Annotated in this window: 23 protein-coding genes; 12 read left to right on the forward strand and 11 right to left on the reverse strand. The window is 59.6% G+C overall.

Translation table 11 applies throughout. The features are described from left to right. Positions 1-118: 118 nt before the first annotated feature. Entirely contained in the window at positions 119-601 is a 483-nt protein-coding gene (locus LVY75_34815; protein XAZ25963.1) for a DUF2243 domain-containing protein, read from the reverse strand. Further along, positions 598-801, reverse strand: a complete 204-nt coding sequence (locus LVY75_34820) for a hypothetical protein (GenBank protein XAZ25964.1) — start codon at positions 799-801, stop codon at positions 598-600. The genes LVY75_34815 and LVY75_34820 overlap by 4 nt, the downstream gene beginning before the upstream one ends. 331 nt (positions 802-1,132) lie before the next feature. Between LVY75_34820 and treY the strand changes: the two genes are divergently transcribed. The 4 genes from treY (at position 1,133) to LVY75_34840 (ending at position 6,663) form a co-directional block, all read left to right on the forward strand. Then, entirely contained in the window at positions 1,133-3,670 is a 2,538-nt protein-coding gene (treY, locus tag LVY75_34825; GenBank protein ID XAZ25965.1) for a malto-oligosyltrehalose synthase, read from the forward strand. 253 nt (positions 3,671-3,923) lie between these two features. Continuing rightward, a complete protein-coding gene (locus LVY75_34830) occupies positions 3,924-4,745 on the forward strand; it encodes a mechanosensitive ion channel (GenBank protein ID XAZ25966.1) in 822 nt (273 codons plus the stop codon). A 308-nt stretch (positions 4,746-5,053) separates the two neighbouring features. Next, positions 5,054-5,437, forward strand: coding sequence for a succinate dehydrogenase, hydrophobic membrane anchor protein (gene sdhD, locus LVY75_34835; GenBank protein XAZ25967.1), 384 nt, complete (start codon positions 5,054-5,056; stop codon positions 5,435-5,437). A gap of 464 nt (positions 5,438-5,901) precedes the next feature. Next, entirely contained in the window at positions 5,902-6,663 is a 762-nt protein-coding gene (locus LVY75_34840; GenBank protein ID XAZ25968.1) for an alpha/beta hydrolase, read from the forward strand. A gap of 318 nt (positions 6,664-6,981) precedes the next feature. On the opposite strand, the gene malQ is transcribed toward LVY75_34840, so the two are convergent. Together malQ and LVY75_34850 are read right to left on the reverse strand one after the other, a co-directional pair. Further along, on the reverse strand, positions 6,982-8,811 hold the full coding sequence (gene malQ, locus LVY75_34845) for a 4-alpha-glucanotransferase (GenBank protein XAZ25969.1): 1,830 nt from the start codon (positions 8,809-8,811) through the stop codon (positions 6,982-6,984). An 80-nt stretch (positions 8,812-8,891) separates the two neighbouring features. Continuing rightward, a complete protein-coding gene (locus tag LVY75_34850) occupies positions 8,892-9,083 on the reverse strand; it encodes a hypothetical protein (GenBank protein ID XAZ25970.1) in 192 nt (63 codons plus the stop codon). A 195-nt stretch (positions 9,084-9,278) separates the two neighbouring features. On the opposite strand from LVY75_34850, the gene LVY75_34855 reads away from it, so the two are divergent. Both LVY75_34855 and LVY75_34860 read left to right on the forward strand, forming a co-directional pair. Further along, positions 9,279-9,551, forward strand: coding sequence for a hypothetical protein (locus LVY75_34855; GenBank protein ID XAZ25971.1), 273 nt, complete (start codon positions 9,279-9,281; stop codon positions 9,549-9,551). 375 nt (positions 9,552-9,926) lie between these two features. Next, complete coding sequence (locus LVY75_34860) at positions 9,927-10,115, forward strand: hypothetical protein (GenBank protein XAZ25972.1); 189 nt, start codon at positions 9,927-9,929, stop codon at positions 10,113-10,115. A gap of 143 nt (positions 10,116-10,258) precedes the next feature. On the opposite strand, the gene LVY75_34865 is transcribed toward LVY75_34860, so the two are convergent. Further along, a complete protein-coding gene (locus LVY75_34865; GenBank protein ID XAZ25973.1) occupies positions 10,259-10,876 on the reverse strand; it encodes a prolyl oligopeptidase family serine peptidase in 618 nt (205 codons plus the stop codon). 868 nt (positions 10,877-11,744) lie between these two features. On the opposite strand from LVY75_34865, the gene LVY75_34870 reads away from it, so the two are divergent. Beyond that, a complete protein-coding gene (locus LVY75_34870; GenBank protein ID XAZ25974.1) occupies positions 11,745-12,065 on the forward strand; it encodes a low affinity iron permease family protein in 321 nt (106 codons plus the stop codon). 717 nt (positions 12,066-12,782) lie between these two features. Here LVY75_34870 and LVY75_34875 read toward each other — a convergent pair. Further along, positions 12,783-12,986, reverse strand: coding sequence for a hypothetical protein (locus LVY75_34875; protein ID XAZ25975.1), 204 nt, complete (start codon positions 12,984-12,986; stop codon positions 12,783-12,785). A gap of 340 nt (positions 12,987-13,326) precedes the next feature. On the opposite strand from LVY75_34875, the gene LVY75_34880 reads away from it, so the two are divergent. Further along, positions 13,327-14,145 carry a manganese catalase family protein gene (locus LVY75_34880; GenBank protein ID XAZ25976.1) on the forward strand — a complete coding sequence of 273 codons (819 nt, stop codon included), beginning with the start codon at positions 13,327-13,329 and terminating at the stop codon, positions 14,143-14,145. Positions 14,146-15,090: 945 nt separating this feature from the next. On the opposite strand, the gene LVY75_34885 is transcribed toward LVY75_34880, so the two are convergent. Together LVY75_34885 and LVY75_34890 are read right to left on the reverse strand one after the other, a co-directional pair. Continuing rightward, the gene (locus tag LVY75_34885; protein ID XAZ25977.1) at positions 15,091-16,164 is read right to left on the reverse strand and encodes a DNA topoisomerase IB; all 1,074 of its coding nucleotides are present in this window, start codon (positions 16,162-16,164) and stop codon (positions 15,091-15,093) included. Positions 16,165-16,836: 672 nt separating this feature from the next. Next, positions 16,837-17,022 (reverse strand): hypothetical protein, encoded by a 186-nt coding sequence (locus LVY75_34890; GenBank protein ID XAZ25978.1) that lies wholly within the window; start codon positions 17,020-17,022, stop codon positions 16,837-16,839. Between the two features lie 243 nt (positions 17,023-17,265). On the opposite strand from LVY75_34890, the gene LVY75_34895 reads away from it, so the two are divergent. The 3 genes from LVY75_34895 (at position 17,266) to LVY75_34905 (ending at position 18,251) form a co-directional block, all read left to right on the forward strand. Further along, complete coding sequence (locus LVY75_34895) at positions 17,266-17,517, forward strand: hypothetical protein (GenBank protein XAZ25979.1); 252 nt, start codon at positions 17,266-17,268, stop codon at positions 17,515-17,517. A gap of 220 nt (positions 17,518-17,737) precedes the next feature. Then, positions 17,738-17,980, forward strand: coding sequence for a hypothetical protein (locus LVY75_34900; GenBank protein XAZ25980.1), 243 nt, complete (start codon positions 17,738-17,740; stop codon positions 17,978-17,980). Between the two features lie 46 nt (positions 17,981-18,026). Continuing rightward, positions 18,027-18,251, forward strand: a complete 225-nt coding sequence (locus LVY75_34905) for a hypothetical protein (GenBank protein XAZ25981.1) — start codon at positions 18,027-18,029, stop codon at positions 18,249-18,251. Between the two features lie 146 nt (positions 18,252-18,397). On the opposite strand, the gene htpG is transcribed toward LVY75_34905, so the two are convergent. Together htpG and LVY75_34915 are read right to left on the reverse strand one after the other, a co-directional pair. After that, positions 18,398-20,299, reverse strand: a complete 1,902-nt coding sequence (htpG, locus tag LVY75_34910; GenBank protein XAZ25982.1) for a molecular chaperone HtpG — start codon at positions 20,297-20,299, stop codon at positions 18,398-18,400. Positions 20,300-20,409: 110 nt separating this feature from the next. Continuing rightward, entirely contained in the window at positions 20,410-21,555 is a 1,146-nt protein-coding gene (locus LVY75_34915; protein ID XAZ25983.1) for an MFS transporter, read from the reverse strand. Positions 21,556-22,073: 518 nt separating this feature from the next. On the opposite strand from LVY75_34915, the gene LVY75_34920 reads away from it, so the two are divergent. Next, the gene (locus tag LVY75_34920) at positions 22,074-22,922 is read left to right on the forward strand and encodes a DUF1206 domain-containing protein (protein ID XAZ26386.1); all 849 of its coding nucleotides are present in this window, start codon (positions 22,074-22,076) and stop codon (positions 22,920-22,922) included. A gap of 121 nt (positions 22,923-23,043) precedes the next feature. On the opposite strand, the gene LVY75_34925 is transcribed toward LVY75_34920, so the two are convergent. Beyond that, positions 23,044-23,205, reverse strand: a complete 162-nt coding sequence (locus LVY75_34925) for a hypothetical protein (GenBank protein ID XAZ25984.1) — start codon at positions 23,203-23,205, stop codon at positions 23,044-23,046. Positions 23,206-23,387: the final 182 nt, after the last annotated feature.

The following is a 23,387-nucleotide window of genomic DNA, read 5'->3' on the forward strand; positions in this document are numbered from 1 at the left end:
GACGGTTTCTGCGAACAGAAAATGGGACCAGACCGGCCGCGTGGCGGCAAGGACCCCGAGGCCGAAGGATGCCCAGATCGACGCTGTCAGCGCCTCTTTCAAAAGGACGGCTCCGATTTCACGCATGGATGTGCCTCCACGACAACAGGCCTATCAGCATCATGGCTCCGCCCCAGGCCAGGAAGGCGATATCCCAGTACAGCCAGTTCGTACGGAGAACGGTCTCATTGACGTGGTGGATGCCCAACATCTGGTGGTCGACAAGGCCTTCGATGAGATTGAAGGTGCCAAATCCGGTCAAGATGGAGGCCGTCAGGCACCGGGTCGACCACCTGAAGTGAACAAGACGCGCCGCGCGCCACAGGCGAAAAAGGCCAGCCAGGATGAACAGATAGGTGACCGAGTGGAACGCGCCGTCCCAGAATGTGTTGAACTGCAGGTCCTCGACCGACGCGATCGGATACCAGGAACTGAAGAGATGGTGCCATTGCAGGAGTTGGTGAAACACGACGCCATCGAAATATCCGCCGAGACCGACACCAAGACAGAATCCTGCGGAGAAGGGAAAGACCGGCGGAATACGGGGGCTGACACTTGTCACGACAGCGCCGAGAGCAGAATGATCATCGTGACGGAGGTTGCGCCAATGAGCATGAAACCTGCCATCAGCCATTCAGCGGCATGGGTTGCGGCCGGATGCCTAACCTCCTTGTGAACGCCGAAGATCGCCGTCGCCCCGGCAGCCATCCAGCTCGCCAGCGTGATAGCTGAAAAGATCGTCATCCAGTATGCCGAATGCATCGTCGTTCTCCTGTCACCTCATCACCGAACCTGAGTGCCCGTGACTGGTTCCCAAAGGCTAACGATCGTTCGCTAGCGTACGCAGCGGCACTTGGCTGGCGAGGCTATGGCGAGCGCGAGGAAGCTTGGCCGCGCGACGGACGACGCCAAAAGCCTCTTCTTAAGGTGCCAACGCCGTCATGCTGATAGCCGGATTGCGACCTGCGACCCACCGCTGCGCGTCGACGTTTCGGCTTTCGCCTGGAAACACCAGGATCGGGAACAAGAGCACGCGCCGAGGGTTTCCTGCGACAGGTTTCAAACCTTCTTCATTCTCATCCGAAGGCCTTCCATGACCATTCCGACAGCTACCTATCGAGTTCAATTTCGCAACGGCATGACGTTTGATCGCGCGGGTGCGCTTGCGCCCTATCTCAGACGCCTTGGCATCAGCCATCTTTACGCCTCGCCGATCTTCAAGGCCGCGTCCGGCTCCACGCATGGTTACGACGTGACCGATGCCAATGAAATCGACCCGGCGATCGGCGGCCGCGACGGATTTGACCGCATGATCGGGGCGCTCAAGGCAGAGGGGCTTGGGCTCATTCTCGACATCGTGCCGAACCATATGGCAGCGTCATTGGAGAATACCTGGTGGCGCGACGTCATCGAGTTTGGCGAGAAGAGCCGGTTTGCCCGCCACTTCGACATTGACTGGTCGCGCCGCCTGACCTTGCCATCTCTAGGCGACAGTTTCGAAAGGGTCATTGCGGCGGGTGATTTGTCGGTAAAAGCCGATCCTCGAAGCGGCAAGCCGGCGCTCGCCTATTTCGACAGCTTCTATCCAATCATCCCGGACAGCTATGCCGGCCGCGAAAGTGCCGTCCTGCAGACATCGGACAAGGCGGGCATCGCCCGGCTCCACGATCAGCAACCCTATCGGCTGATGTCCTGGCGGGATGCGGCTAGCGACCTGTCCTATCGCCGCTTCTTCGAGATCACCGGGCTTGTCGGGCTCCGGGTTGAAGACGAAATGGTCTTTGACGATGCCCATCGCCTCGTCCTGGAGCTGGTTCGTGACGGGGTGGTGGACGGCTTGCGCGTCGATCACATCGACGGACTGGCGGATCCAGCCTCCTATCTGCGCCGATTGCGATCGAAGACGGGGCCCGCCTGCTATATCACCGTCGAAAAGATCCTCGGCCATGGCGAGCGTCTTCCGCGAGACTGGCCGGTCGCCGGCACCACCGGTTATGAATTCATTTCATCCGTCAGTCAGGCGCTGGTCGACGCCATCGGCCTTAGCGAGCTGCGTGACGCTTATGCCCATTCGACGGGCGCGTTGGTGGACCTCAAGCAGGAATTGCGCGAGGCGAAACTGCTGATGGTGGACAAGAATTTCGCCGGCGAGTTCTCCACCCTCCTTGCTCTCGTGCTGGAAATCAGCGCGAAGGAGCCGCCTCATCCGTCTCTATCCGACAGCGCGCTACGGAGGGGACTGCGCGAGCTGCTGGTTGCTTTTCCCGTTTATCGAACTTATGGCAGCTCCCGTGGATTGCCGCCGGAAAGTCGTTCCATGCTCGACCAGGTGCTGGGCGCGGTTCGACGCGAGCCCGGCGATGCCGATCTCGAGACCGTCGCCTTCATCGCACGCATCCTGAAGGAAGATGACGCCCGATTTGCATCGGCTGCAGCTGTGGAGTTTCGCACGCGATTCCAGCAGCTGACCGGACCGTTGATGGCCAAATCGCTGGAAGACACACTGTTTTACCGGCACAGTGCGGTGTTGGCGCTCAACGAGGTGGGTGCGGAGCCGATGCCGCGCAGCTTCTCAGTTGAACGCTTCCATGCTGAGATGTCCGAACGGCTCGCCACCCAACCCGACGGCCTGTCCGCGACGTCGACGCATGACACCAAGCGCGGCGAAGACGCCCGCGCGCGCCTTTACAGCCTCGCCGAGGCTCCCGGCATCTGGGTGGAGGCGCTTGACCGCTGGCGCGGCATGAGCCGGGCCAACGTCCAGCATCTACCCGACGGCCCGGCGCCGGAGCCGGCAGTCGAATGGATGATCTACCAGGCACTCGCCGGGGTCTGGCCTGTCGGCCTTGTCGCGGATGACGACGAAGGCATCCAGGAGCTTCAAGAACGCTTCCTGCCCTATCTTGAAAAGGCGTTGCGGGAGGCCAAACTGCGCACGAACTGGGGTGAGGTGAACGACGCCTACGAGGCAGCCGTCCTCGACTACGCCCGCGCACTCCTGTCCCCCGACAACAGAGGGTTCAGGACCGATTTCGTGGATACGCTGCAACCCTTTATTCGCGCGGGCCTCGCAAACAGCCTCACCCAGACGCTAATCAAACTGGCGGCACCAGGTGTCGCCGACATCTACCAGGGAAGCGAGGGCCACGATTTCAGCCTCGTCGACCCCGATAACCGCCGCGAGCCGGAATTCGAGGCGTTAGAAGAGCAGCTCCCGTCTCACGTTGTCGGATCAGACGGCGGCAATACCGATTGGCAGACAGCCGGTTTCAAGCAGCAACTCGTCTCGGCGCTGCTTGGCCTTCGACATCAGGCGCCCGGCCTCTTCAGAAAAGGTGACTATCTGCCCTTGGCTGCCACTGGGGATGGCGCGCATCGGATAGTGGCCTTCGCGCGGGCCGATTCAGATCATGCCCTGATCGTCGTCGCACCCCGGCTTGTCGTCAACGTGCTGCATGCGCCCGCAACGTCGCAGGTGCTGCGTCTGGCCCAGCCGGAGATTGCTCTGCCGCCGGTCCTTGCGGACCGTACCTATCGCAACCTGTGGAGCGGCGCCAGGGTTCCACTCGCGAAGACCATTACGGTCGATCTGCGGGAGGATGAGCCCTTTATGATTCTATGGGCAGAGTAGCTCCTGCATAGGACGCGCCAACCGGCTTGCGACGGGGTTCTGGAGGCCGTCGAACCCACCTGGTGGGCAGCGGCATTAGCGCTCGAAAACGACCTGCACGCGCAGGCGCTCGGGGTTTCGGGCCGGAACTTTTCGGCGGGCCTTCAAGTTTCTGGCGAGGCATCCGCGCCCTTCATGAAGTTTATCGCAGGGGCGCGCGGCCCTGTTGAGATTAGCGGCAACGCGGCCGCCACGCGAGGGCTGCGTCACGCAGATGGAAAGGCAGATTATGGAAACAACAGCGGAATCAATTGCCGCCACGCCGACCGCGATCGCCCAGTTGGGCACGCTTGCCATACACTATGGTCTGTCACTTGCGGGTGCCCTGGTGCTGCTCGTGGGCGGATGGATACTTTCGGGATTCGTGAGCCGGTGGGCCTACAAGGGCCTCTCACGCATTCACGGCATTGACGAGACCTTGGCCCGCTTCTTTGAAAATGTCCTGCATTACGGCCTCCTGATCCTCGTCTTCGTGATGGTCCTGGGACAATTCGGCGTTCATACCGCCTCTATCGTCGCCGCGCTCGGCGCTGCCGGCCTTGCCATTGGTCTTGCTCTTCAGGGCACGCTGCAGAACATCGCAGCCGGGATCATGCTTCTCGTCCTGCGTCCTTTTCGGGTTGGGGAATATATCGAAACTTCGAACATCAAGGGCAAGATTATCGAAGTGGGGCTGTTTGCCACCGAGCTGCGGACAGCCGATGGTCTATATCTGCTCGCTCCCAACTCGACCTTGTGGAACACGCCGATCGTCAACCACAGCCGGGAGCCGGAAAGGAGGCAGGAACTGTCTATCGCCGTCGGCAACGATGCCGATGTCGATCTCGCGAAACGGACGCTGCTCGACATCATCGCCTCCGACACTCGTGTTCGCCGCGAGCCGTTGCCACGCGTCTATTCCGATGACCTGTCAGCCGAAAAGACGACCCTCAAGGTTGAATATTGGGCGGCAACCGGGGAATGGACGGAAACCCGCCATGACCTGATCGACAGGCTCAAGTCAGGCCTGAAGGATAGGGAGATCGCAATCAAATAGACGTCGGACCTGTCCTGTCGCCATTTGAACGTGCTCAGCCAAGGCACTCGCTGCCGGTTCAGCAACGTCCGGACATATTTCATCCTTGTAGGAGAGCGTCAGTCGCCTTCCTGAGTATTGCTGCGGGATGAGGATACGGACCGAAGGGCGACGTTTATTCGGCCGGCCGCCTGGGAGAATGCTCAGTCTCTCGCTTTGTCGGTCACCTTACGGAAGCGGCGAGGTCATAAAAGAAGGCTTGACGCCTCAGGTGAAGGCGTTTGTCATGCCCACTCCCCAGATTGCGCGGGACGCAAGGGGAGGAGGCGATGACAACACCCCTCGGACGGGTGAGGGGTCTGGGCTCTGCGAAAGGCGGGACGCGATCCTATGTGCTCAAACAGGCGTCCGGGCTCGCCCTTGGCCTTCTGACGCCGTATATGATCGGCGTTGGGATTTTCCTCTTCGGGCGTGACCGAGAGCTCGTGATCGCATCCATGGGCAGTTTCTGGATTGCGCCTACCCTCACAGGCTTCATCGTACTCAGCGCGATCCATATGGATATCGGCATGCGCGCAATCATCGAGGATTATATCCATAGTCACATGCGCAAGCTCGCGCTACTCTTCCTCAACTCCTTCTTTACCTGGTCGGTATGCATCGTCTGCGTGATCGCGATCCTTCGAATGACGTTGCAGAGCGTCCAGGTATGAGGGATATCATGGCCTCCTGCCATCATCTGTGACACCTGATCAGCGTCGAGGATATTGCCGACTTAGATCACGCCGGTGCGGAGCCGACGGCGTGCCTCAGGCACAGACTTTTGCGCGACAACCGTCCAGCCAGCCTTCGCGATTTTCTTGATCCCGCTCTCGCTGGTCGGCACGACCAGGTCGATCGCACGTATGAGCTTTTGCCACCGCATCAGGAACAATCGTAAGACCTCCAGGTTCCGAGAGCGAAACGCCAAGCTGCAGGAGACCGCGTGGACTGCCCCCTTGACCTATCGCAAGAGGATCTGCGACAGGCGCGCCGGTTCAACCGGCTTCTGTCGTGGTTGCCCCGGTTCAAAACGGGCCGCCGCTGGAATGCGCGCCTCGTTGAGATTGCGACGAGAACCTGGCATACACTGACCCCCGATGTCAGGCGCCTACGCTCGCAGGTGTCGGTCCTCACAATGCCGGACCGCCCGCTGTCCATCCGTGTTACCCATCCTTCTGGTCGGGCGCGCGCGCTTGTTGTCCATTTCCATGGTGGCGCCTGGGTCATGGGTGATGCGCGGCTGGAAGATCGGTTGGCGAGCCAGATCGCCGCCGACTGTGGTGCCGCCGTTGCCGTCATCGATTTCCGCAATGCGACGGATGATAATCTTGCGAGAACGCTTGAGGACGCCCTGGCAGCCACTCAGTGGCTAGCGACGGACATTGCTCGTTTCGGCGTTCCACATATCGTGCTTTCGGGTGAGTCATCGGGCGCTCATCTCGCAATGGAAGCCATGTTCCATCTCCGTGCCGTCGGTTGCGGGCATGTGGTCAAGGGATTTTATGCCATATGCGGGGCGTTCGATCTAAAGGGTGCGCCTAGCCTTCGACAAAGCACCCCCGAAAGCCTGCTCATCGATGGACCTTCAGCCCTTGAAAATCTGCGCCGCTTGACGCCATCACTGCCCGAGGAAAAGCGGCGCGGACCGGCTGAGGGCAATTTCGAGGGACTTCCCCAGGCCCTCCTGATCGCAGGCTGCCTCGATCCAATCGCCGATGACAGTATCGAGGTCTTCCGACACTGGAGGCGCGCCGGAGGAGATGTTCGTTGTATCCTCGTTCCTGAAGCGGTGCACGGTTTTAATAGAATGCCGACCGCTCTCGCCGGCAAGACCAACAGGTTCGCCCGTCAATGGATGCGAACGATCATTGCGCCGGTCCCGGAGAAGCCGCCGTGATCGGGACATGGCACGCCTGAGGCGATGGACGGCTCAACATCGCGACCCAGACCCCTGAGACAGCCTCCAGCGCACAAGGAAATTGGCTCTCGCGGAACCAAACGCAAGAGTCATGAGGAGGCGTGCATTCGATGATCCCCTACGACGGAGGCCTTAAGGTCCGGCCGCTAAGGCGCCGGCAGGGTAGCCAGAAGCAAGGCTTCGATATTCCGCTCAGGTATCTCGCTCGGGATCACGCCAGGGTGATGGCAGCGCGTCCGCAAATCCGGCCGACAATCCACCCTCCTCTACTGGCGAGCGCGAGACGATACGAGAGCATCAAATCAGTGTAGGCTCGCCCTTGGATCTCCTGGCATGGCGTGGACGATACCGGTTCATGATTGCGGCGACACGTCGAACGCGCGGATGTTTTTCCAGATCCTCTAGGTCGACCGAGAGCTTCGGCCTCCAGTTCGGATAAGTCCTGTCGGTGCCGGGAATATTGGTCGGTGAGGGTTCATCCGTCAGATCCGCCAGACGAACGGAGGCCAGCATTGAGGGCGTCATGGCGATGAATTCATGCGCGGCCATGGCGAGCTGTTCCAGCTCGCTGGCCCGTGGACCTGCATCTGAGCCGACAAGACCCAAAGCTGAAAAAGCCTCCAGCACCCGTTTGCGCTCTTCGATGCGGTTGTCTTGATGTTGAATGGTCGTTTCTTCCGACACAAGCTCATGTTCCAGTCGAAGCGCGATGTCGGCGCCCTTCCACCATCCGGCGAAGGTCTGATGATCGTGCGTGGAGACGCAGGCAAGTGCGAGCTGCGGGTAGTGTTCCGGAAGAACGAAGCCTTCCTCTGTCTGCTCGTAGGACAGGATGCGATAGGAAAGGACGCCGGCCAAGGCGAGGTCCTCGCGAAGCCCACTTGCAATCTCGCCGAGGTCTTCGCCGATGACCAGGCACTTGTAATGGCGCGAGATGTTCGCCAGCTCTTCCAGCATGTCATCGACGGGATAACGGACATAGGCGCCGTCTGCCGGGGTGGCATTGGTGGGAACGAGATACAGCCTAGCGAAGGCGGCGGCATGATCGATCCTGATGGCGCCAGCATACCGCATCGGAGCTCTCATCAGGCGGGTAAAGGCGGAGGGTTCACCGGCCGTGATCCTATCAGGGTGCAAGGCCGCCAGTTTCCAGTCCTGCCCCTGCGTTGCGAAGGGCTCGGGCGGATTGCCCACAGCTGCCCCAGCCACATAGGAGGTTTCCTCGCTCCAGGTGGCCGATCCGTCCAGTGCTTCGCCAACTGCGATATCAAGATAGAGGCCGATCCGCATATTGGCCTTGCGGCAGCATTCCTGGGCCTCGCATAGCTGCACATGGGCGAGCCACTGCAGCCATTGATGGAACTCGATATCAGCCTGATGCTCCCTTTCGAAAGCAACGACGGCTCTGGTGTGGGGCGATCGATATTCCGATGGCCACGAGGCCCAGCCGGCGCCTGAACCGCGCGCGGACTGAACTAATGACAACGTCTCGAACAGGGCATGAAGACGCAGGCTTTCACCGCCCTTGCTGACGAACTCCTCGAATGCGACGTTAGGGCTTTTTCGACCCGCTTCAAAAATCGTGCGAAGGACGCCGAGCTTCAGGCGTGCCACGGCTTCATAATCGACGAGCGATCTCGCGCGTAATTCTGAAAGCTGCGCCTCGATGGCAGGGTCGTTGACGAAACCGCCTACCTCGTCCACGGCGATATAAAGGGGATTGAGAAACCTGCGATTGGAGGGCTCATAAGGGCTGCACCGAGCGGCATCGTAAAGGAAACCGGCATGCAGCGGATTGAGGCCAACAAAATCCGCGCCGAGCATGCCGGCCATGCCACAGACAGTCCAAAGATCCTTGAAGTCACCAATGCCCCAATTGCGGCCGGAAAGCAGCTCGTAAAGCTGCAAACTGAGCCCCCACGCGGGCTGTTCGACAAGATCAGCAGGCGCATGACACCGGCTATCTGCCCCAGAAGGGACGCCGTCAACAGTTTCGCCGAGCGCAACAAGCATCGTACGCAGATTGTCGTCAGAAACCCGCACTGCACGCCCCTCGGGTGAGGGACGAACGAGCTCGATGCCTTTTTCCCTCGCCAGACGTCGGATCGAGGTGACGGCTTCTCTCATGCTGGACCTCCGATCAGTACATGCGCCTAGCGTTAAAGCCGAATTTCATAAGCAGGAACGGCCGGCAGTGCGCAGCACCATTAAGCACGGCCCTCAAGGGCTTGTTTCATCAAAAGCGTGTAGTCAGGCAGTGACGATTGTCTGCGATCTTGCGCGACTGCGGCATCGGCGACCGCTTGATAGTCGGGATGGCCTCCTTCGGCATATTGCGTCTGAGGTCCTTTGCGCCGTTCTTGCGCTTGGCGGCTCGGCAGCTGATCTTCAACCATCATGGCACTCCGTTATTGGCTCGCAGCTCAACTTCGGGCGACCAAATTCGTTCCGTGTCGATCGGGTGTTACTGCCGCTGAGTTCCGCTGCTCGGTCCGTGAGCTCCTTGGGACGTAGCTTTCGATCCTGATTAACGCACGCTCTGGAACAAGCCCGCCTCACCCATGTTTTGAGCCGGTAACAACTGGAGGGTGGACATGAACTATATCTGGCTTTTCGTCGTGGCAGGAGGCGCAGCCTTGCTTGGGCTTGCCTTGGCCTTTGGCATGATCAGACAGGATCCACGACGATCGGTCGGCGCGATGATCGGGGCCTTCCTTATTGCGATTCTGGCCGTGATTGGCGGGCTCTATGTCTCCAGGGCACCAACCGCGCCGATCGTACCGCCCGATCGTGAAGGCACGGACAACGCACTTCCTGCTGCGCCCGCACAGCCCGGGGCGTTACCGGGGCACCAAAACAGCCAATAGTGTTCATGCTGGCGTCGCGCGCGGCCGGCGCGCTCGACCGCAGCAGCGCTCGCAAGGAGCGCGACTAAGGTGAACCAGCCTCCATCTGACGCATTGTTCTTGCGCAGCGTCCCGAAAACGCGTTCGATGCTCCGCTGTGTCGCTTCGCCGCGAAAGCAATGACTGTCGATCATCGTCGCGGGCTGGCGAGTGCTGCTCCGTTTGGCCAATGGCAATCGGAGCAAACGCACTGTCACTTCCGCCTATCTCGGGTCCGGACGAACCCTCACCTTGGACAGCCGCGGCAGGCAGGGATCTAGGAAGTTGGCGGCATGGCGGCCGGAACGATTTGTTGTCTTCCGCGTTCTCGTGGCGCAGTGCGGAGATCCTATCAAGATGAGTACCCATTTCCATCCCAAGACCATTTTTGCAGGTCGGGCCAACGAGGTTTTGGACGTCAAGCAATTTGCAAGCGACCACAAGCTCGACGACAAACAGACACGTGACCTCCTCCGCCTGTTTGGCGCCTTCGCGACCCGTCATGAGCTGCTCGCCAACTGCGTCTTGCCACGCACTACGGGTTAAGAGCAAGTCGGCTCCGAAATCTCGCCCGCCGATTAGGCGCGGGCCGACGGTAGAGCGAGGCGGTGCCCGTGCAAGTTTCCAGGCGCCTTGGCACGGATCGGAAAAATTGCTGCTTGGTGGACAGTCACAAAGATCGGAACAGTCTAGCGCTTTTGAGCACCCACAGGGAGGAGTGACTTGCGAAGAAAGCTTAACGCTTTTGCAGCTCCCCGCGTGGAAATCGTATGTCCGACACCCTCCTCTACCTCGAGCTCGACCTTAAATCCGGCGGCTCCGAGACGCGCTGCAGCCATCGTCGAGGCAAAAGCCGGTATCGTCTGGTCGGCCTCTCCGTGAACCAAGAGAACCGGCGTCTCGTTGCGCTTGGAAGAGACGGGCGTGGGCGGAAGAAGACCCGAAAACGAAACGAGAGCGCCAATCGTCCAGCGGCCACTGGCAACCGCGTCGAGGGCGACGATCGCGCCTTGCGAGACGCCAACGAATGCGACGCGATGGTGGGCGTTACGAAATCCTTCTCTGTCAATGATCTCGCCAACGACTGTGTCGAAGGCGGCCCGCACAGCCTCGATCCGTTCCGGCTGGAGCTGATAGGCGTCGACGTTGAACCACTGATGGCCACGCGGGTGGGGAAAGGGCGCGTCGAGAGCAACGAAACGCGCGTCTGGAAGAGACGAGCGCCAGGACGAGGCAAGCGGCATCATCTGAGCCCCTGACGCACCGATACCATGGAAGAAAATGACGAGAATATCCCGCGAAGTCATAGGATCCTTGAGAAAGTGCGATGGAAGGTGACTCGGCGCGTGCCGGAACAGATAAGTCCGAGCGAGTCCGCCACTTTACAGCGGCGGGCCATGCCAACCGCTTTTTTTCGGCCACGCCAGTAGATGTGTCTCTACCGCGGTGGCCGCAAGCACCCGGTGTTGCTGCGTACGCTGGGGGACAGAGCACTTCCGTCCCGGTCGCTTTTCTCTCCGCTCTTCAGTAAAGCGTCGGCGCAAGCACATAATCGCTGCAAGTGCGGTAGATTTCCACACGCGGCAGTAGCGCTGGCCGTGCCTCTCTGCGATCGCCTCTCCTGCGGCCAAGCATCGGCCTCCTAAATTTATCGGCCGGTCCAGAGCCCGCGAGAGCACCAAAGCGCGCATAGTCTCCGAAACCTTCAAGGTCGTGCGGCGACCTCGAGGTACCGCGGCGGACCGAGATTGCCGCCGCCGCTCTAAAGCTCCCGGGACACGGGAACCGAGGTCTCGATCAGCATCCCGGGATTAGCGGAGAATGAAATGTGTGAGCGCAATTCAGCGAGTCAGCGAGATGGTCTCGCGTAGACGCGAATCGCTATGGTAGATGGCAGATCAATCTCATTGGCGATGATGGTGGCGCGGTCACCGTTCATTGGGCTGGAGCGAAATCACCGCCGAGCAGCTTCTCGAACGCGGGCGTGCGGAATGGTCCGACTGAACGCCTTCGGCACGCGTGGCGGCCGAAGGTGCCTCAACGCAGATGATGTCGCCAGGAATGGGAATTTCGACCCGGAGCTTCTGCTGGTGAAGTGGCGTTGAGTGTAAACTTGCCGGCTGCAGGAAACTCGTGCTGCTCTTGGAAGTTTCATCCAGAAGAGGAGGACCCCCGATGCGATGGCGATCATGGCTGACAGATCTCGGATCATGGACCGCAAGCCCATATGCGTTTGCCATCGTCGCCGTCTACGGGCTGTCATGGTTATTCTTCAGCCCTGAGACGTTGGAGTGGCACGGCTTTGCCACCCTCGCGACATGGCTGATGACCCTGTTCATCCAACGTGCTGAACATCGTGATACGCAAGCGATACATGCTAAACTTGATGAATTGCTGCACGCTCATGGAGACGCCGACAACGAAATCTCCCGTCTCGACGAGAAGGAACCAGAACAAATCGAGCAATTTCGACAGAACCATACTACTTCGGACTAGGATTCTGCAGGCATCTGGAATTCTTCATCAACTGTTTCGTGCCAAGCCATACGGCTCGCCCGTCTCCATCCGCGCACCCTACCGACGCAAGAGCAAAACAGGCGGGCAAGAGACATTCACACGGCCTCGGTAGGATCTGGAGCATTGCCAAATGCGCTCAAACATGTCAGCGGTAGGTCCTGCGGGAACCGACGACAAAGTCGAGCGGCCTGTCTTTCGACATTATTTTAACCTGTCGCATGTCTACAGTGTCGCCTTGACCAAATGATCTCGGACCACGTCTTCCTATCTCTTGAAACTTCACGCCGGCTCCGGCTTAGGTTCGTCCGGACCATTCCTGGAATGTCGATAGGAGGAAGCGGTCATTGCCTGTCGAATTCACGGACCTTGACGGATGCCCAGCCGAAAATGGGCTTTGCGAAGGTGCTCCGACGCAGCCGCTCGCGACGCCTTCTAATGTTGCGGACGAGTACGCAGGTCGTCGAGCAGTCTTTGCGGCGGCAGAGGCCCTCTCGGATAGGGAAGCCCGACGTGCCGCTCAGTTCGCCCACAGTCTTCGAACAATCTTTGAACGCATGCGGCGCTTCGGGATCGATCAAATTGCAGGTTCAGCTGTAGTAACCTGCGGGCCGTTTCGCATTCCGATCGTCCTTGGCCGGCCCGTGGGACTGCATCATGGCGAGCCGGCCGACCTCGCGTCGGGTGCCTAAGGCCTGGTCACCGCCGTTTTTCTGTCGCTGCAGGTCGCGCCTTGCTGACAGAACTACCAGCCATGCCTTTTGAGACGAGAACGTCACCTTGTCTGCCGGATTTGTCCATATTCAGACTTTTAAGATCCAACCATTCTTCTGCCTTTCTCAACCTGGTGACAGAAGGGGCGGGCAAGTTGGCTTCAGTTTCGGTTTCATTTTCGTTGTCCATCAAATCCGTTCTCCTAAAACACTCAATCAAGCGACCTTCGATCTGGAAGCCGCAGGCAAGTCTCGGTGCTCCGAAGGGCCGCCACTGGCTCGGCGATTGGCGGCTTCGACGGCGAGTGTCGACGTCGTCATCGATCGACGAAATCGCCAAGGTTCGTACGCCGTTCAAACCATGAGGTCTGCCGGAAGTTTCAATGTGGATGCGGATGATGTGTTGGCTGGCGTCCATCTTGAAAGGCCAAAGGCCGGCTGGCATCGATTGTTGGCCAAAGCTCCGATCTGGCGGGAACAATCGCGTGATGGGGTGGTTAAGCGGGCCTCGCCAACCCAAGGAAAAATCAATGTTCTATACAGACAATAAGCTGCAATTTCCCGTGCGTGTCGAAACGCCGGATCCGCAGTTCGCCCGCGCCCTGCAGCAGGCAATTGGCGGCGTCGAGGGCGAAATCCGTGTCGCCATGCAATATTTTTTCCAGGCCTGTGGCGCGCGCGGCAATCCGAAGTTTCGCGATCTTCTCATGAACACTGCCACAGAAGAGCTCGGCCATATCGAGATGCTTGCGACGGCGGTTGCTCTCAACCTTGAAGGTGCTCCGGTTTCGGTCAAGGACGAAGTGGCTGCCGATCAAGTCGCAAGCGCGGTCCTCGGTGGCATCAACTCGAAGAATCTGCTGTTTGCTGGTCTGTCGGCAATGCCGGTGGATTCTGACGGTGTTCCGTTCGACATGTCGCACATTTACGCGAGCGGCAACATCGCCGCAGACATGACGGCTAATGTCGCAGCGGAGTCGACCGGCCGCGTACTGGCAACGCGACTTTACAACTTGACCAACGAACGCGGCATGAAGGAGATGCTGTCCTTCCTGATCGCCCGCGACACGATGCACCAGAACCAGTGGCTGGCAGCCCTCGAGGAGCTTGGCGGATCCACGGGCGTCTTTCCAATCCCCAACAGCTTCCCTCAGGAGCAGGAAAACCAGGAATTCAGCTACGCCTATCTCGGATTTCATCAGGACGGCAGCGCGCCCGCTGCAGGCCGGTGGTCGCAGGGACCCTCCATCGATGGCAAGGGCGAGTTCGTGACCGCCCTTATGAAGCCGCTTGGTCCTGAACCGGCGCTCGGTCCAGCCAATAGCGGTGCACAAAGCGAACAGATGTAACCTTAATGGCGGGCTTCGGCCCGCCATGTCTAGCTGCAGGGCGGGTGGTCGTCCTTGTCTTCTCCGTCTACCATTCAATCACGGCCTCCAGCAATAGCCCCAACGGCATCAAGACAGAGGGGACCAGTCCCAGCCCAGCAGCGGGGGTGAAGGAGCACCAGCGTCGCTGCTGAGGAAGGGCGGCAGATCTAGGTACTCGTCATATGCTTCCTTGCCTATCGTCATCTTCCACGTCTCGTCGAAGATTAGTGCTCGACGAGAGCGCCGCCGGTTTCTCCATAGTGGTGTCGCTTACATGTGGCCTTGAGGTCTTCTGGTCGGACAGTCTGCCAGTCCGCGGCGTTTTGCTCTTTGCTGCGTCACCCGTCCGGCCACGGGCTGGCAGTTTCGGTACGATTGCATACCACCTTACCTCTGCCTGTTGATTTCAGGCGAGAATTGATCAACCTTCGTGCTCCAGTGAGGGAGGGGCGCAGCGCCGGGGGACGACGCCCAAGAGGCGGGGTGGTTCGTGAAGGAACTGCCCCGTCTTTGATTCGGAGCGATGGTTGTTATGTCGACGCCAGTTAATGTCGCTCGCGGACCCGACCAGATCATGTGCTACATGAACCTCAGGGAATTACTGCCCGTTCGCGGTGCTTGCGCCTTCGCATCTCCGCATCGTTCGAGGTCGCGCCCCTACGCGCGGAACAGGCAGCAAGGGACCACAACGTCGTCCGCCTGGCCGGCGCTCTTCCACCGGATCGATCCGCTCCGTGGGTGATGCCGGTCACCCCCCAAACCGTTCTCGTCAACTTGATCCTGGATCGATGTCCCCGGATCGGCGGCGCCAAAACTGTCTGCCGTCGGAGGAGATCTCGATGTCTCGGCGAGCTGGTTCTCAGTCACAGGTCCTTCCTTAAACAAACCGCCGGGCACCATAGACATTTCCGGAAGCAGGCTCGTTTAGCATGTCGGTACAGCCGACCGCTTACCTAGCCATTTCAGCACTCGGATTTCGTCCAAGTCCATCCAATCAAGAAGCCGAGTGCTCCGCGTCCTCAGCTTGAGGACATCGCTCAACGACCCGGCCTCGAAGTCCTCGAAAACCCCGGGATGAATGTAGGACGAGCGGCAGACGGATCGCGTGTTGACGAGTGTTGCGGCGACCCCGTCTATGGCTTGGTTCAGCTGACGCGAGAGCTCGCGTTTGGTAGACGCCGCCTTGATCGACGCAAGCGCGTCAACCGCCAAGCATGTGGCACCCCAGGTTCGAAATTGTCTCGAACTGAAATCCTCTCCGGTAATGTCCTTGATATAGCAGTTCACATCATGTGACGTGATCTGGCGGCATGCACCGTCCTCGCATATATACTGGAACAGGTTTTGCCCCGGCAGTTCCTGAAGTTTGCGCACCACATTGGCGATCCGGCGGTCGCTGTGCGAAAGGTTCCACTCCTTGCCGGATTTGCCTTTGAAGCGGAACCTGACGCTACCCCCTTCGACGACGACGTGACGACTGCGTAGCGTGGTCAGTCCATAGGATTTGTTCGTCTTGGCGTAGGCAGCGTTGCCAATTCGAATGTAAAGATTGTCCAGCATCCACACGACCGTCGCCAATGCCTTGTCCATGGTAAAGCCGCGTGAACGAAGATCGCTATCAACCCTCTCGCGCAGGTCGGGAAGTCGGCGGGCAAACTCGCCGAGGCGATCAAACTTTGCCTTGCCGCGTTCGGCATGCCATTCGGGATGATAGCGATACTGCCGCCTTCCGCGGGCATCGGTTCCGACGGCCTGCAGGTGGGAAAATGGGTTGGTCGAGATGATGACATTTTCATAGGCGGGCGGAATCGCGAGGGCGTTGAGCCGCTCGATCTCCGACGGTTCCGTGATGCGCCTGCCGTCCGGCCTGTAATAGTCGAAGAAATCCCCCCGCTTCTCCCGGGTGATGCCTGTTTCAAGACCGGGGACGTAGACGAGGCCGGAGGCAAGCTTTGCCTCCGCGGTCATGATATCGAAGTCGGTGGCGATCTGGTTCATCTGCCGGTAACTTGAAGACGTCGATTCGGTTCCCTCAGGACGACGCGCCGGTACGGTTCGCTTCGGCTGACGACGTGTAATCTTTGAAATGGCAGGCGAAGTTTTGCCTCTTCGCGAGGCGGTGAGATATCGCGGCATGTCCTTCTCGTTCTGGCACAGTACCGCGTCTTCATCGACAACGCAGCCAGGTACCACCGAAGCAAAACGAAACAAGGATCGTAATTGATCAGCCCTTCTTGATGATTACCGCCCGTGCCTACCAGACCGCGGCTTCAAAACCGGCTCTGCCACGGTGGTGCGAACCCAGGCGAGCGCTCTTGTTCGGACGATAAATTTTCGGCACCGGCAGGGGGCAATATCGCCACCCTTCTCAATCACAGAGCAAATCTCGACGAGCAGCACGACTTGCTCCGGATAAGGCGGTTAAGCTCGCCACCTTTTGGGTGGCGGCACCGCGCGTCAGGCGAAGTCAAACGGGTCGGAACGGACGGTCGAGCGTGCGAGCAAGACAACGGCAAGCCAAGCCATCGCGCGCCAAGGGGCCTTGGCAGAGCCGACTGAACCAGCGGCAATATCGAACCGAAACAGACGGGTGGCGCGTGGTGCGAGTTCGGGGTCAATGGCTGATTGCGGAGTTGGCCGAAAGCACGAAAACGCTGGGCCCGCTTGCTCTCAGAGCTGGCGGGATTGCGCTGCAGCCTGCATACGCGCGAGCCGAAGGCGGGCGGTCTTGGCGTCGCGCTGCCGACGCTCTTCTTCAAGTGCCTCCCGTGCCGCTTGGTTCGTCCGCTCCAGAACATCCATCCTCTGCTCTGCATTCATGGTGTTTCGCTTCCGCACGATGTCAGTGTCTGGCATGGTCGCCTCCTTCTCCAGAGAAGGCTGAATGCGCTTTTGGCGCAGAGGATGCGGTACGCTAGCGGACGCAAGACCAGAGCCTTCCGTCCTGAGCGGGACTTATAGATGGGCGCGCGGCGCGAGTTTGCTTGATGGTGACCGGCGGCCGAATCTGGGACAGGTCTGCACAAGCTTAGACAGGATTGTCACAGGCTTCTTGCCTCCTCGGCAACGGGACCTAAATGGCAATTGATAGGACGGGAGATGATAATGGCAATTCTAAACGACTGGCTGGATGATCGCGTTCAGGAAATCATCGGCACGCCGGGCTTCCACCACCAGAAATCTGATTTCCGGGATCAGGCGAAGCATCTGGTCGACAGAGGCAAGGCAGAAGGCTTCAGCGTTGCAGAGATAAAGGAAGCTTGTGGCGGAGACGTCGAACGTTTCTTGCTGGAGCATCAAAACGCGATGACTGACGTCGAAGCGCAACAGGTCAATCTGGCGAGGCACTAGGCTTACCCGGTCTGCCGGCAGGAGGTTTCAACCGCTCGGCAATGCCGCGTGCTACTGCTCCTATCGGGGACATGGACTAGCGTGTAAGCCGGCGGCCGCTCGCCGCTGTGCAGGTCGCGGCGCGATCCCGTGTTTTTCGCTCGTTCCTGCCGGGCTGTCCGGGCTTTAGGGGAACTCCCTTTCTCTCTGATCGTTCTCGCTAGAAGAAAGGGAGAATGCAATGCCTGTGATTTATCATGTCGCAGAATACGATGAGGGATTTGCCTATCGGATGGAGGACGTCTGGTCGGAGACCTTCGCGTCTCACGAAGAGGCTCTGCAGGCGGCGCGCGCAGCGGCGAGCCGGCAGCGCCTCAGCGGGGAACCAACCGAAATCACCTTTCAGGATGAAACCGGCGCGTGGGAGACCCAGGAGGTCAGCGGCGAGGATCGTCCGTCGACGGATGTCATTGATGACACTTGAGGAGAAAAAGCTCTGCCAGTGTCAGGATCATGATAGGAGGCTTTCGATGTCGAAGATCGAAGCAGAAAAATCCGGTTGGTTGCGAAGCTTCATGACGGAGCTCGGAATTGTCGAGCCCGCGTCGGTCGCCGAGCTTGAAGAGGACCACCGGGAAGTGATCGACGCCTATCGGAACGGGAAGATTACGCAGGCCATGCTGAGAGGCAGCTTGATGAACGACGAACGTGTCAGCGCACAGGTCGAGGCGTCGGCCGCCGAAAGGCAATTCTAGTTCTCCATGGATCGGCCTCGCCGACCGCATCGCGGTTCGCATTGCCCCCCACAGCAACCAACAAAAGGATGCGCTGGTCGCAGGACGTAGCGCTAGCGTAGAAATCATCAGCGCGTCGAAACCTCCTGGCCAGCACTGATCTTGTCTCAGTTGCCGCCCTTTGAGCGCCGTCCCATCGCTAGCGAAAACAGCCGCGCCTGCCTGGTGGCAAAGGCTCGGGGATCGATTGGCCTGTCGCCATCGAGGATGCGGGCCTCATCGAGCAAAAGCCATGCTGCATCCTGCCGGAACACCTTATCCTTCATCGCCGCGATTTCTCGCACCAGTTCGTTTCCAGCATTGATCTCCAGGATCGGCTTTGAAGCGGTCTGCAGCCTGCCGGCACCCTGAAGGATCTTTTCGAGCTGCCGGTCGGGGCCATGTTCAGAGGCAACGAGGCAGACCGCGCTTTCCGTTAAGCGGGCGGAAACACGGACATCGGCCACAGCCTCGGCCAGAGTGGCTCGCGCAGAATCGATAAAGGCGGCGACGTCCGCGGACGACTCGGAACCATTGCCGCGATCATCCCGCGCATCGTCCAGGCCGTCCAGATCGGCTGCTCCTTGAGTTATCGATTTAAAGGTCTTGCCTTCATAGTCAGGGGCGTTTGTTGGCCAGAAGCTGTCGACGGAATCGGTCAGAAGCAGCACTTCAATATTCTTTGCTCGAAAACCTTCCAGCTGGGGCGACGCTTTCAGCTGATCAATCGAGGACCCACTGATATAGTAGATCGCGGCCTGTCCATCTCTCATGTCGGCGAGGTACTCCGCCAGGCTGCGTGTCTCCTGACCGGAAAAGGTGGTGCGGAAGCGTGCGAGCTTGAGCAGCTGCGCGCGCCGTTCGAAATCCTCGTAGATCCCCTCCTTGACGATCGCGCCGAACAGGTCCCAGAACGTCTTGAAGGTCTGGGCGTCATTCTCGGCCATCTTCTCCAGTGCGGCGAGAACACGCCCGGTCACACCCTTTCTGATCGCGGCGACAATCGGGCTTTCCTGGATCATCTCGCGGGAGATGTTCAACGGCATATCCGCCGTGTCGACGATGCCCCGCACAAACCGCAGATAGCGCGGCAGCAACTCGGCCTCGTCCGTAATGAAAACCCGCTTGACGTAGAGCTTCATCCGACCGTGCCGGTCGGGGTCGAAGAGATCGAAAGGCTGCGAGCCCGGGATGAAGGCGAGCGCGGTATAATCCTGGCGCCCTTCGGCGCGGAAGTGCACGGTGTGAAGGGGCTCGTCGTATTGGCCCGACACGCCTCGATAAAAATCGTCATATTCCTGTTTCGAAATTTCGGTCTTGGGCTTGGTCCAAAGCGCCAGGCCGTCCGTGACCTGCTGCGGATCGCTTCCCTCCTTTTCGACCAGGCGGATGGGCACGGGGACATGGCCGGACTGCTCGCGGATGATGTTCTCCACCGTCCACCGCGCGGTATATTTCTGTGCCTCGGCCATCAGGTGAAGCACGACGCGGGTTCCTCTCGTCGGTGCATTACTACCATCGACGCCGACAATATCGTAGCTGCCCTTGCCGTCGGACGACCACCTCCATGCCTCCTTACTGCCGGCCCGCCTAGAAATGACATCGACGCGGTCGGCAACCATGAAGGAGGAGTAGAACCCGACGCCGAACTGGCCTATCAGCTCGGCCTTTTCCCCGCCTTTCGCGGCCTCGATCCGTTCCATGAAGGCGCGGGTGCCCGATCGCGCGATCGTGCCCAGCGCATCGATCATCTCCTCACGGCTCATGCCAATGCCGTTGTCCTCCACACTCAGTGTCTGTTTGTCTTCATCGAGGCGTACGAGGATTTGCAGCTGCGCGCCGTCTGCGCTGAGTTTGGGCTGGGAAATCGACTCGTAGCGGAGTTTTTCGCAGGCATCGGCAGCGTTCGAGATCAACTCACGCAAAAAAACGTCCTTGTCCGAATAGACCGAATGCACCATCATGTGTAGGAGGCGGCTGACATCGGCTTCGAATGGGTGTTGTTCAGGCTGCCGTTCGTCTGCTCTCATCGATCTTCCCTCATGTCTTTCGTCGCACCTCCGGTCTGGCGCAGATTCGATCGAACAACTTAGTTCACCATGCGCAACAGGCAAGATCCTGAGTTTTTTTCCCTCAGCGCTCAGGCCACCGGAACCCGGCTTCTTGCGAGTGCCCTGCTCGATATCAACGCGGCAACGACGACCGGCACGACTGTCCAGTAAGAACAGCGCACGCCGAAATACTCGGCGACGAAGCCGAGCAGCGGCGGCCCTGCGAAAAAAACCAGAAATGTCGTTTGTCCCAGAGCTGCCACATTGACAGACGGCGCTCGATCACCCCTCCCCGCCGCTGCGGAAATTGCCAGCGGATAGACAGCCGAACATCCGATGCCGGTCAATGCGAACCCGGCGAGTGCAACCACAGCATGCGGGGCCGTTGCCACCATGACCAGCCCGGTGGCGGTGATGAGAAGCAGGCTCCTGGCGACGCCAAGCGCATCAAACCGGTCAACGAACCTGTCCATGACGAGCCTGCCAATCGCGATCGTGAGTGAGAATATCGTGACGCCAAGGCCCCCGAGGAAGGGAGATGCCACGAACACGTCGCGCATATAAATCGCCGACCAATCCACGCTTGCCCCTTCGGCGAGCAAGGGTGCGGCGCCGATCAAGCAAAGAGGTAGGAGGCCGATGGTCGGCCGCGCGATCAGGTATTTGCCGATTGTGGCTGTGTTGTCTCGGCGAGGCGCGGTTTGGATCTTCATGAAGATGATCGTTCCACTGATCAGGATCAGCGCTAGCGCTAGCGCCATGTGAATCTCGACTGGTACCGTCGCTTGACGCATGATCGCGCCCACGAGAGCCGTAATGAAGAAACCGGTGCTCCACATGCCATGCGCGCGGCTCATAATCCTTCGCCCGAGCAGGGCTTCGTGGCGATCCGTTTCGATGTTCGCGTTGATCTCGAAGGCGCCGGTCAGGATACCAGCCACAAACAGGACCGGAGCGGCGGCGACCGCTGAAGGCATCCAAGGAACAAGGGCAAATCCGGTGCTTGCTCCGAATACTGTCAGGAAGGCCATGGTGCGGGCGCCGAACCTTTCGATCACGGGAACGGAGAAGGTCAGGCCGAACAGAACCCCTGAGGACATCGACACCAGCAGGATGCCGAGCTGGCCCTCGGAGAGGGCAAATCGGGCCTGGAGGTCGGGGAGGCGTGACAACAAACCTCCGAGCATGAAGGCGACCGCGAACTGGATGAAGAAGATGCGTTGATGTGGCTGCATGAGCGGGTCAAAGCGTCGGGTTGGAGCGATCGAAACGCGGCTGTCAACGAGAAGTGGAAACTCAAGGGACCTCATTCTTGTTCCGGCTCCCCGGCAAGAGGAAGCAGAGATTTGGTCCATCTGCTCGCTACGGGATGGTGGTGCTGACACAACGCTTGCCTGCCGCCTCGGTGAGAGAATATCCTCGCAGCAGGGCCACGATGCCATCTGCTTGCCTCTTATCGGCATCGCAACCTCGTAGAGGCCGGAAACAATCTCCGTGGGCGGCAGCAAAAAGCCCCCGCGATAAGCGAGGGCTCTTTTCCGGTCTTTCTGAACCGGTCACCCGATAGCGGGTTGGGGGCGTGCAATCGAGTGACGCCTTTGAAACCTGCAGCATGACAGAAAGTTCCCACCCGCTTATTCTTTTGAGGAACGGCTCAGCCAAAATCTATCGTTGAAGAACGCCCGGCCGATGATGTGCGTGCTCGGCCGGTGAAACGAAGATGAGGCACAACTTTTTCACGTTCTGTGCGTTGATGTGGCGACTTGGCAATGGAGCACGTCTGGTGACTAGAGTGAATGTTGGAACTTTGGCAAAAGCCGGCTATGCCGCGAGAGGCGTCGTCTTCCTGCTCGTTGCCGCGATGGCCCTCTTCTCGGGGTTGGCCGGCGGCAGGCCAGATACAAAATCAGCTTTGTCGACCCTCCTTGATCAGCCCCTCGGACGGGTCTGGGTCGGCACCATTGGCCTCGGTCTGCTCGGCTTCGTGGCCTGGCGACTTGCGCAGTCGCTTGCAGACAGCGATGGACATGGATCAGGCAGCAAGGCACTGGCCATCAGGGCCGCCCTCCTTGGTAGCGCCTTGGCCTATATCGGGCTGGCGAGTTTTGCGATCAGTCACGCCCTGTCGGCGGGCGGTGGCGGACAGTCCTCAGGCGAGCAAAGTCTTGCGCGTTGGATCATGTCCCAACCCTACGGCGCCTATCTAGCGGTTGTGGTGGGGCTTGGCTTCATCATCGGCGGGGTGATGACGTCGATGAAGGGGCTGACGCGCAAATTCGAGAAATATCTCCACTTGCCGGATAGGAAAGGGTTCATCCGTCTCGTGTGCATTTATGGCCTTGTCGCTCGCGGTATTGTGTTCGCCCTTACGGGCCTGCTTTTCGCGTACGCGGGCATTACGGTAGACCCCGATCAGGCAGGCAGCATGTCGGATGCGCTGACATGGTTGCGACAGCTCCCCTTCGGTGCGCTCCTCTACATTTTGGTTTCTCTAGGCCTTGCCGCATTCGGGCTCTACAATCTCGTCGAGGCGCGTTACCGCGTCGTGCATGGCCCCTCCCTCAACGACGTGAAGAAGGCCGTCGTAATCCCACGGCCGTGACGGCGATCGTCGGCGGCCATCCGGAGCCGTCGTCTGGAGAACAACATGTGGCGCCTCTTTCAGACTGTTTGCGCCTCAAAGAGCTTGGCGTGACCGATCCTGCTCGCGCATCGCGTCCCGATCAGCGGAGCGTCGGCGAGACCCGGTCGGGCTGCGCCGTCTTCATGAAGATGGCAGGTGTGGCGATTGCCAGCGATCTCTGCTCGCCCAGCGGCAGGTTGGACGAAGCGATGAGTTGTTCCAAGCCCCGCATCACCGAGCTCATGAATTGTTCGAAGCGCATGCGCGGATCGCCTGTCTTGCTGACGGGAAAGGTGCTGCTGGGCGATAGGCGCGCTGCCTCAGGGGAACAGGGACAAAGACCTCAAACTGCATGACGCGCGTAATGACCCATCGACGACGTGCGAACAAGCCGGTGCCGAGCGCCTTCCTAGACGCCATAAGCGCGGCGGTTCCTTTACCTTT

It is taken from the genome of Sinorhizobium sp. B11 (assembly GCA_039725955.1).
GTDB lineage: Bacteria > Pseudomonadota > Alphaproteobacteria > Rhizobiales > Rhizobiaceae > Rhizobium.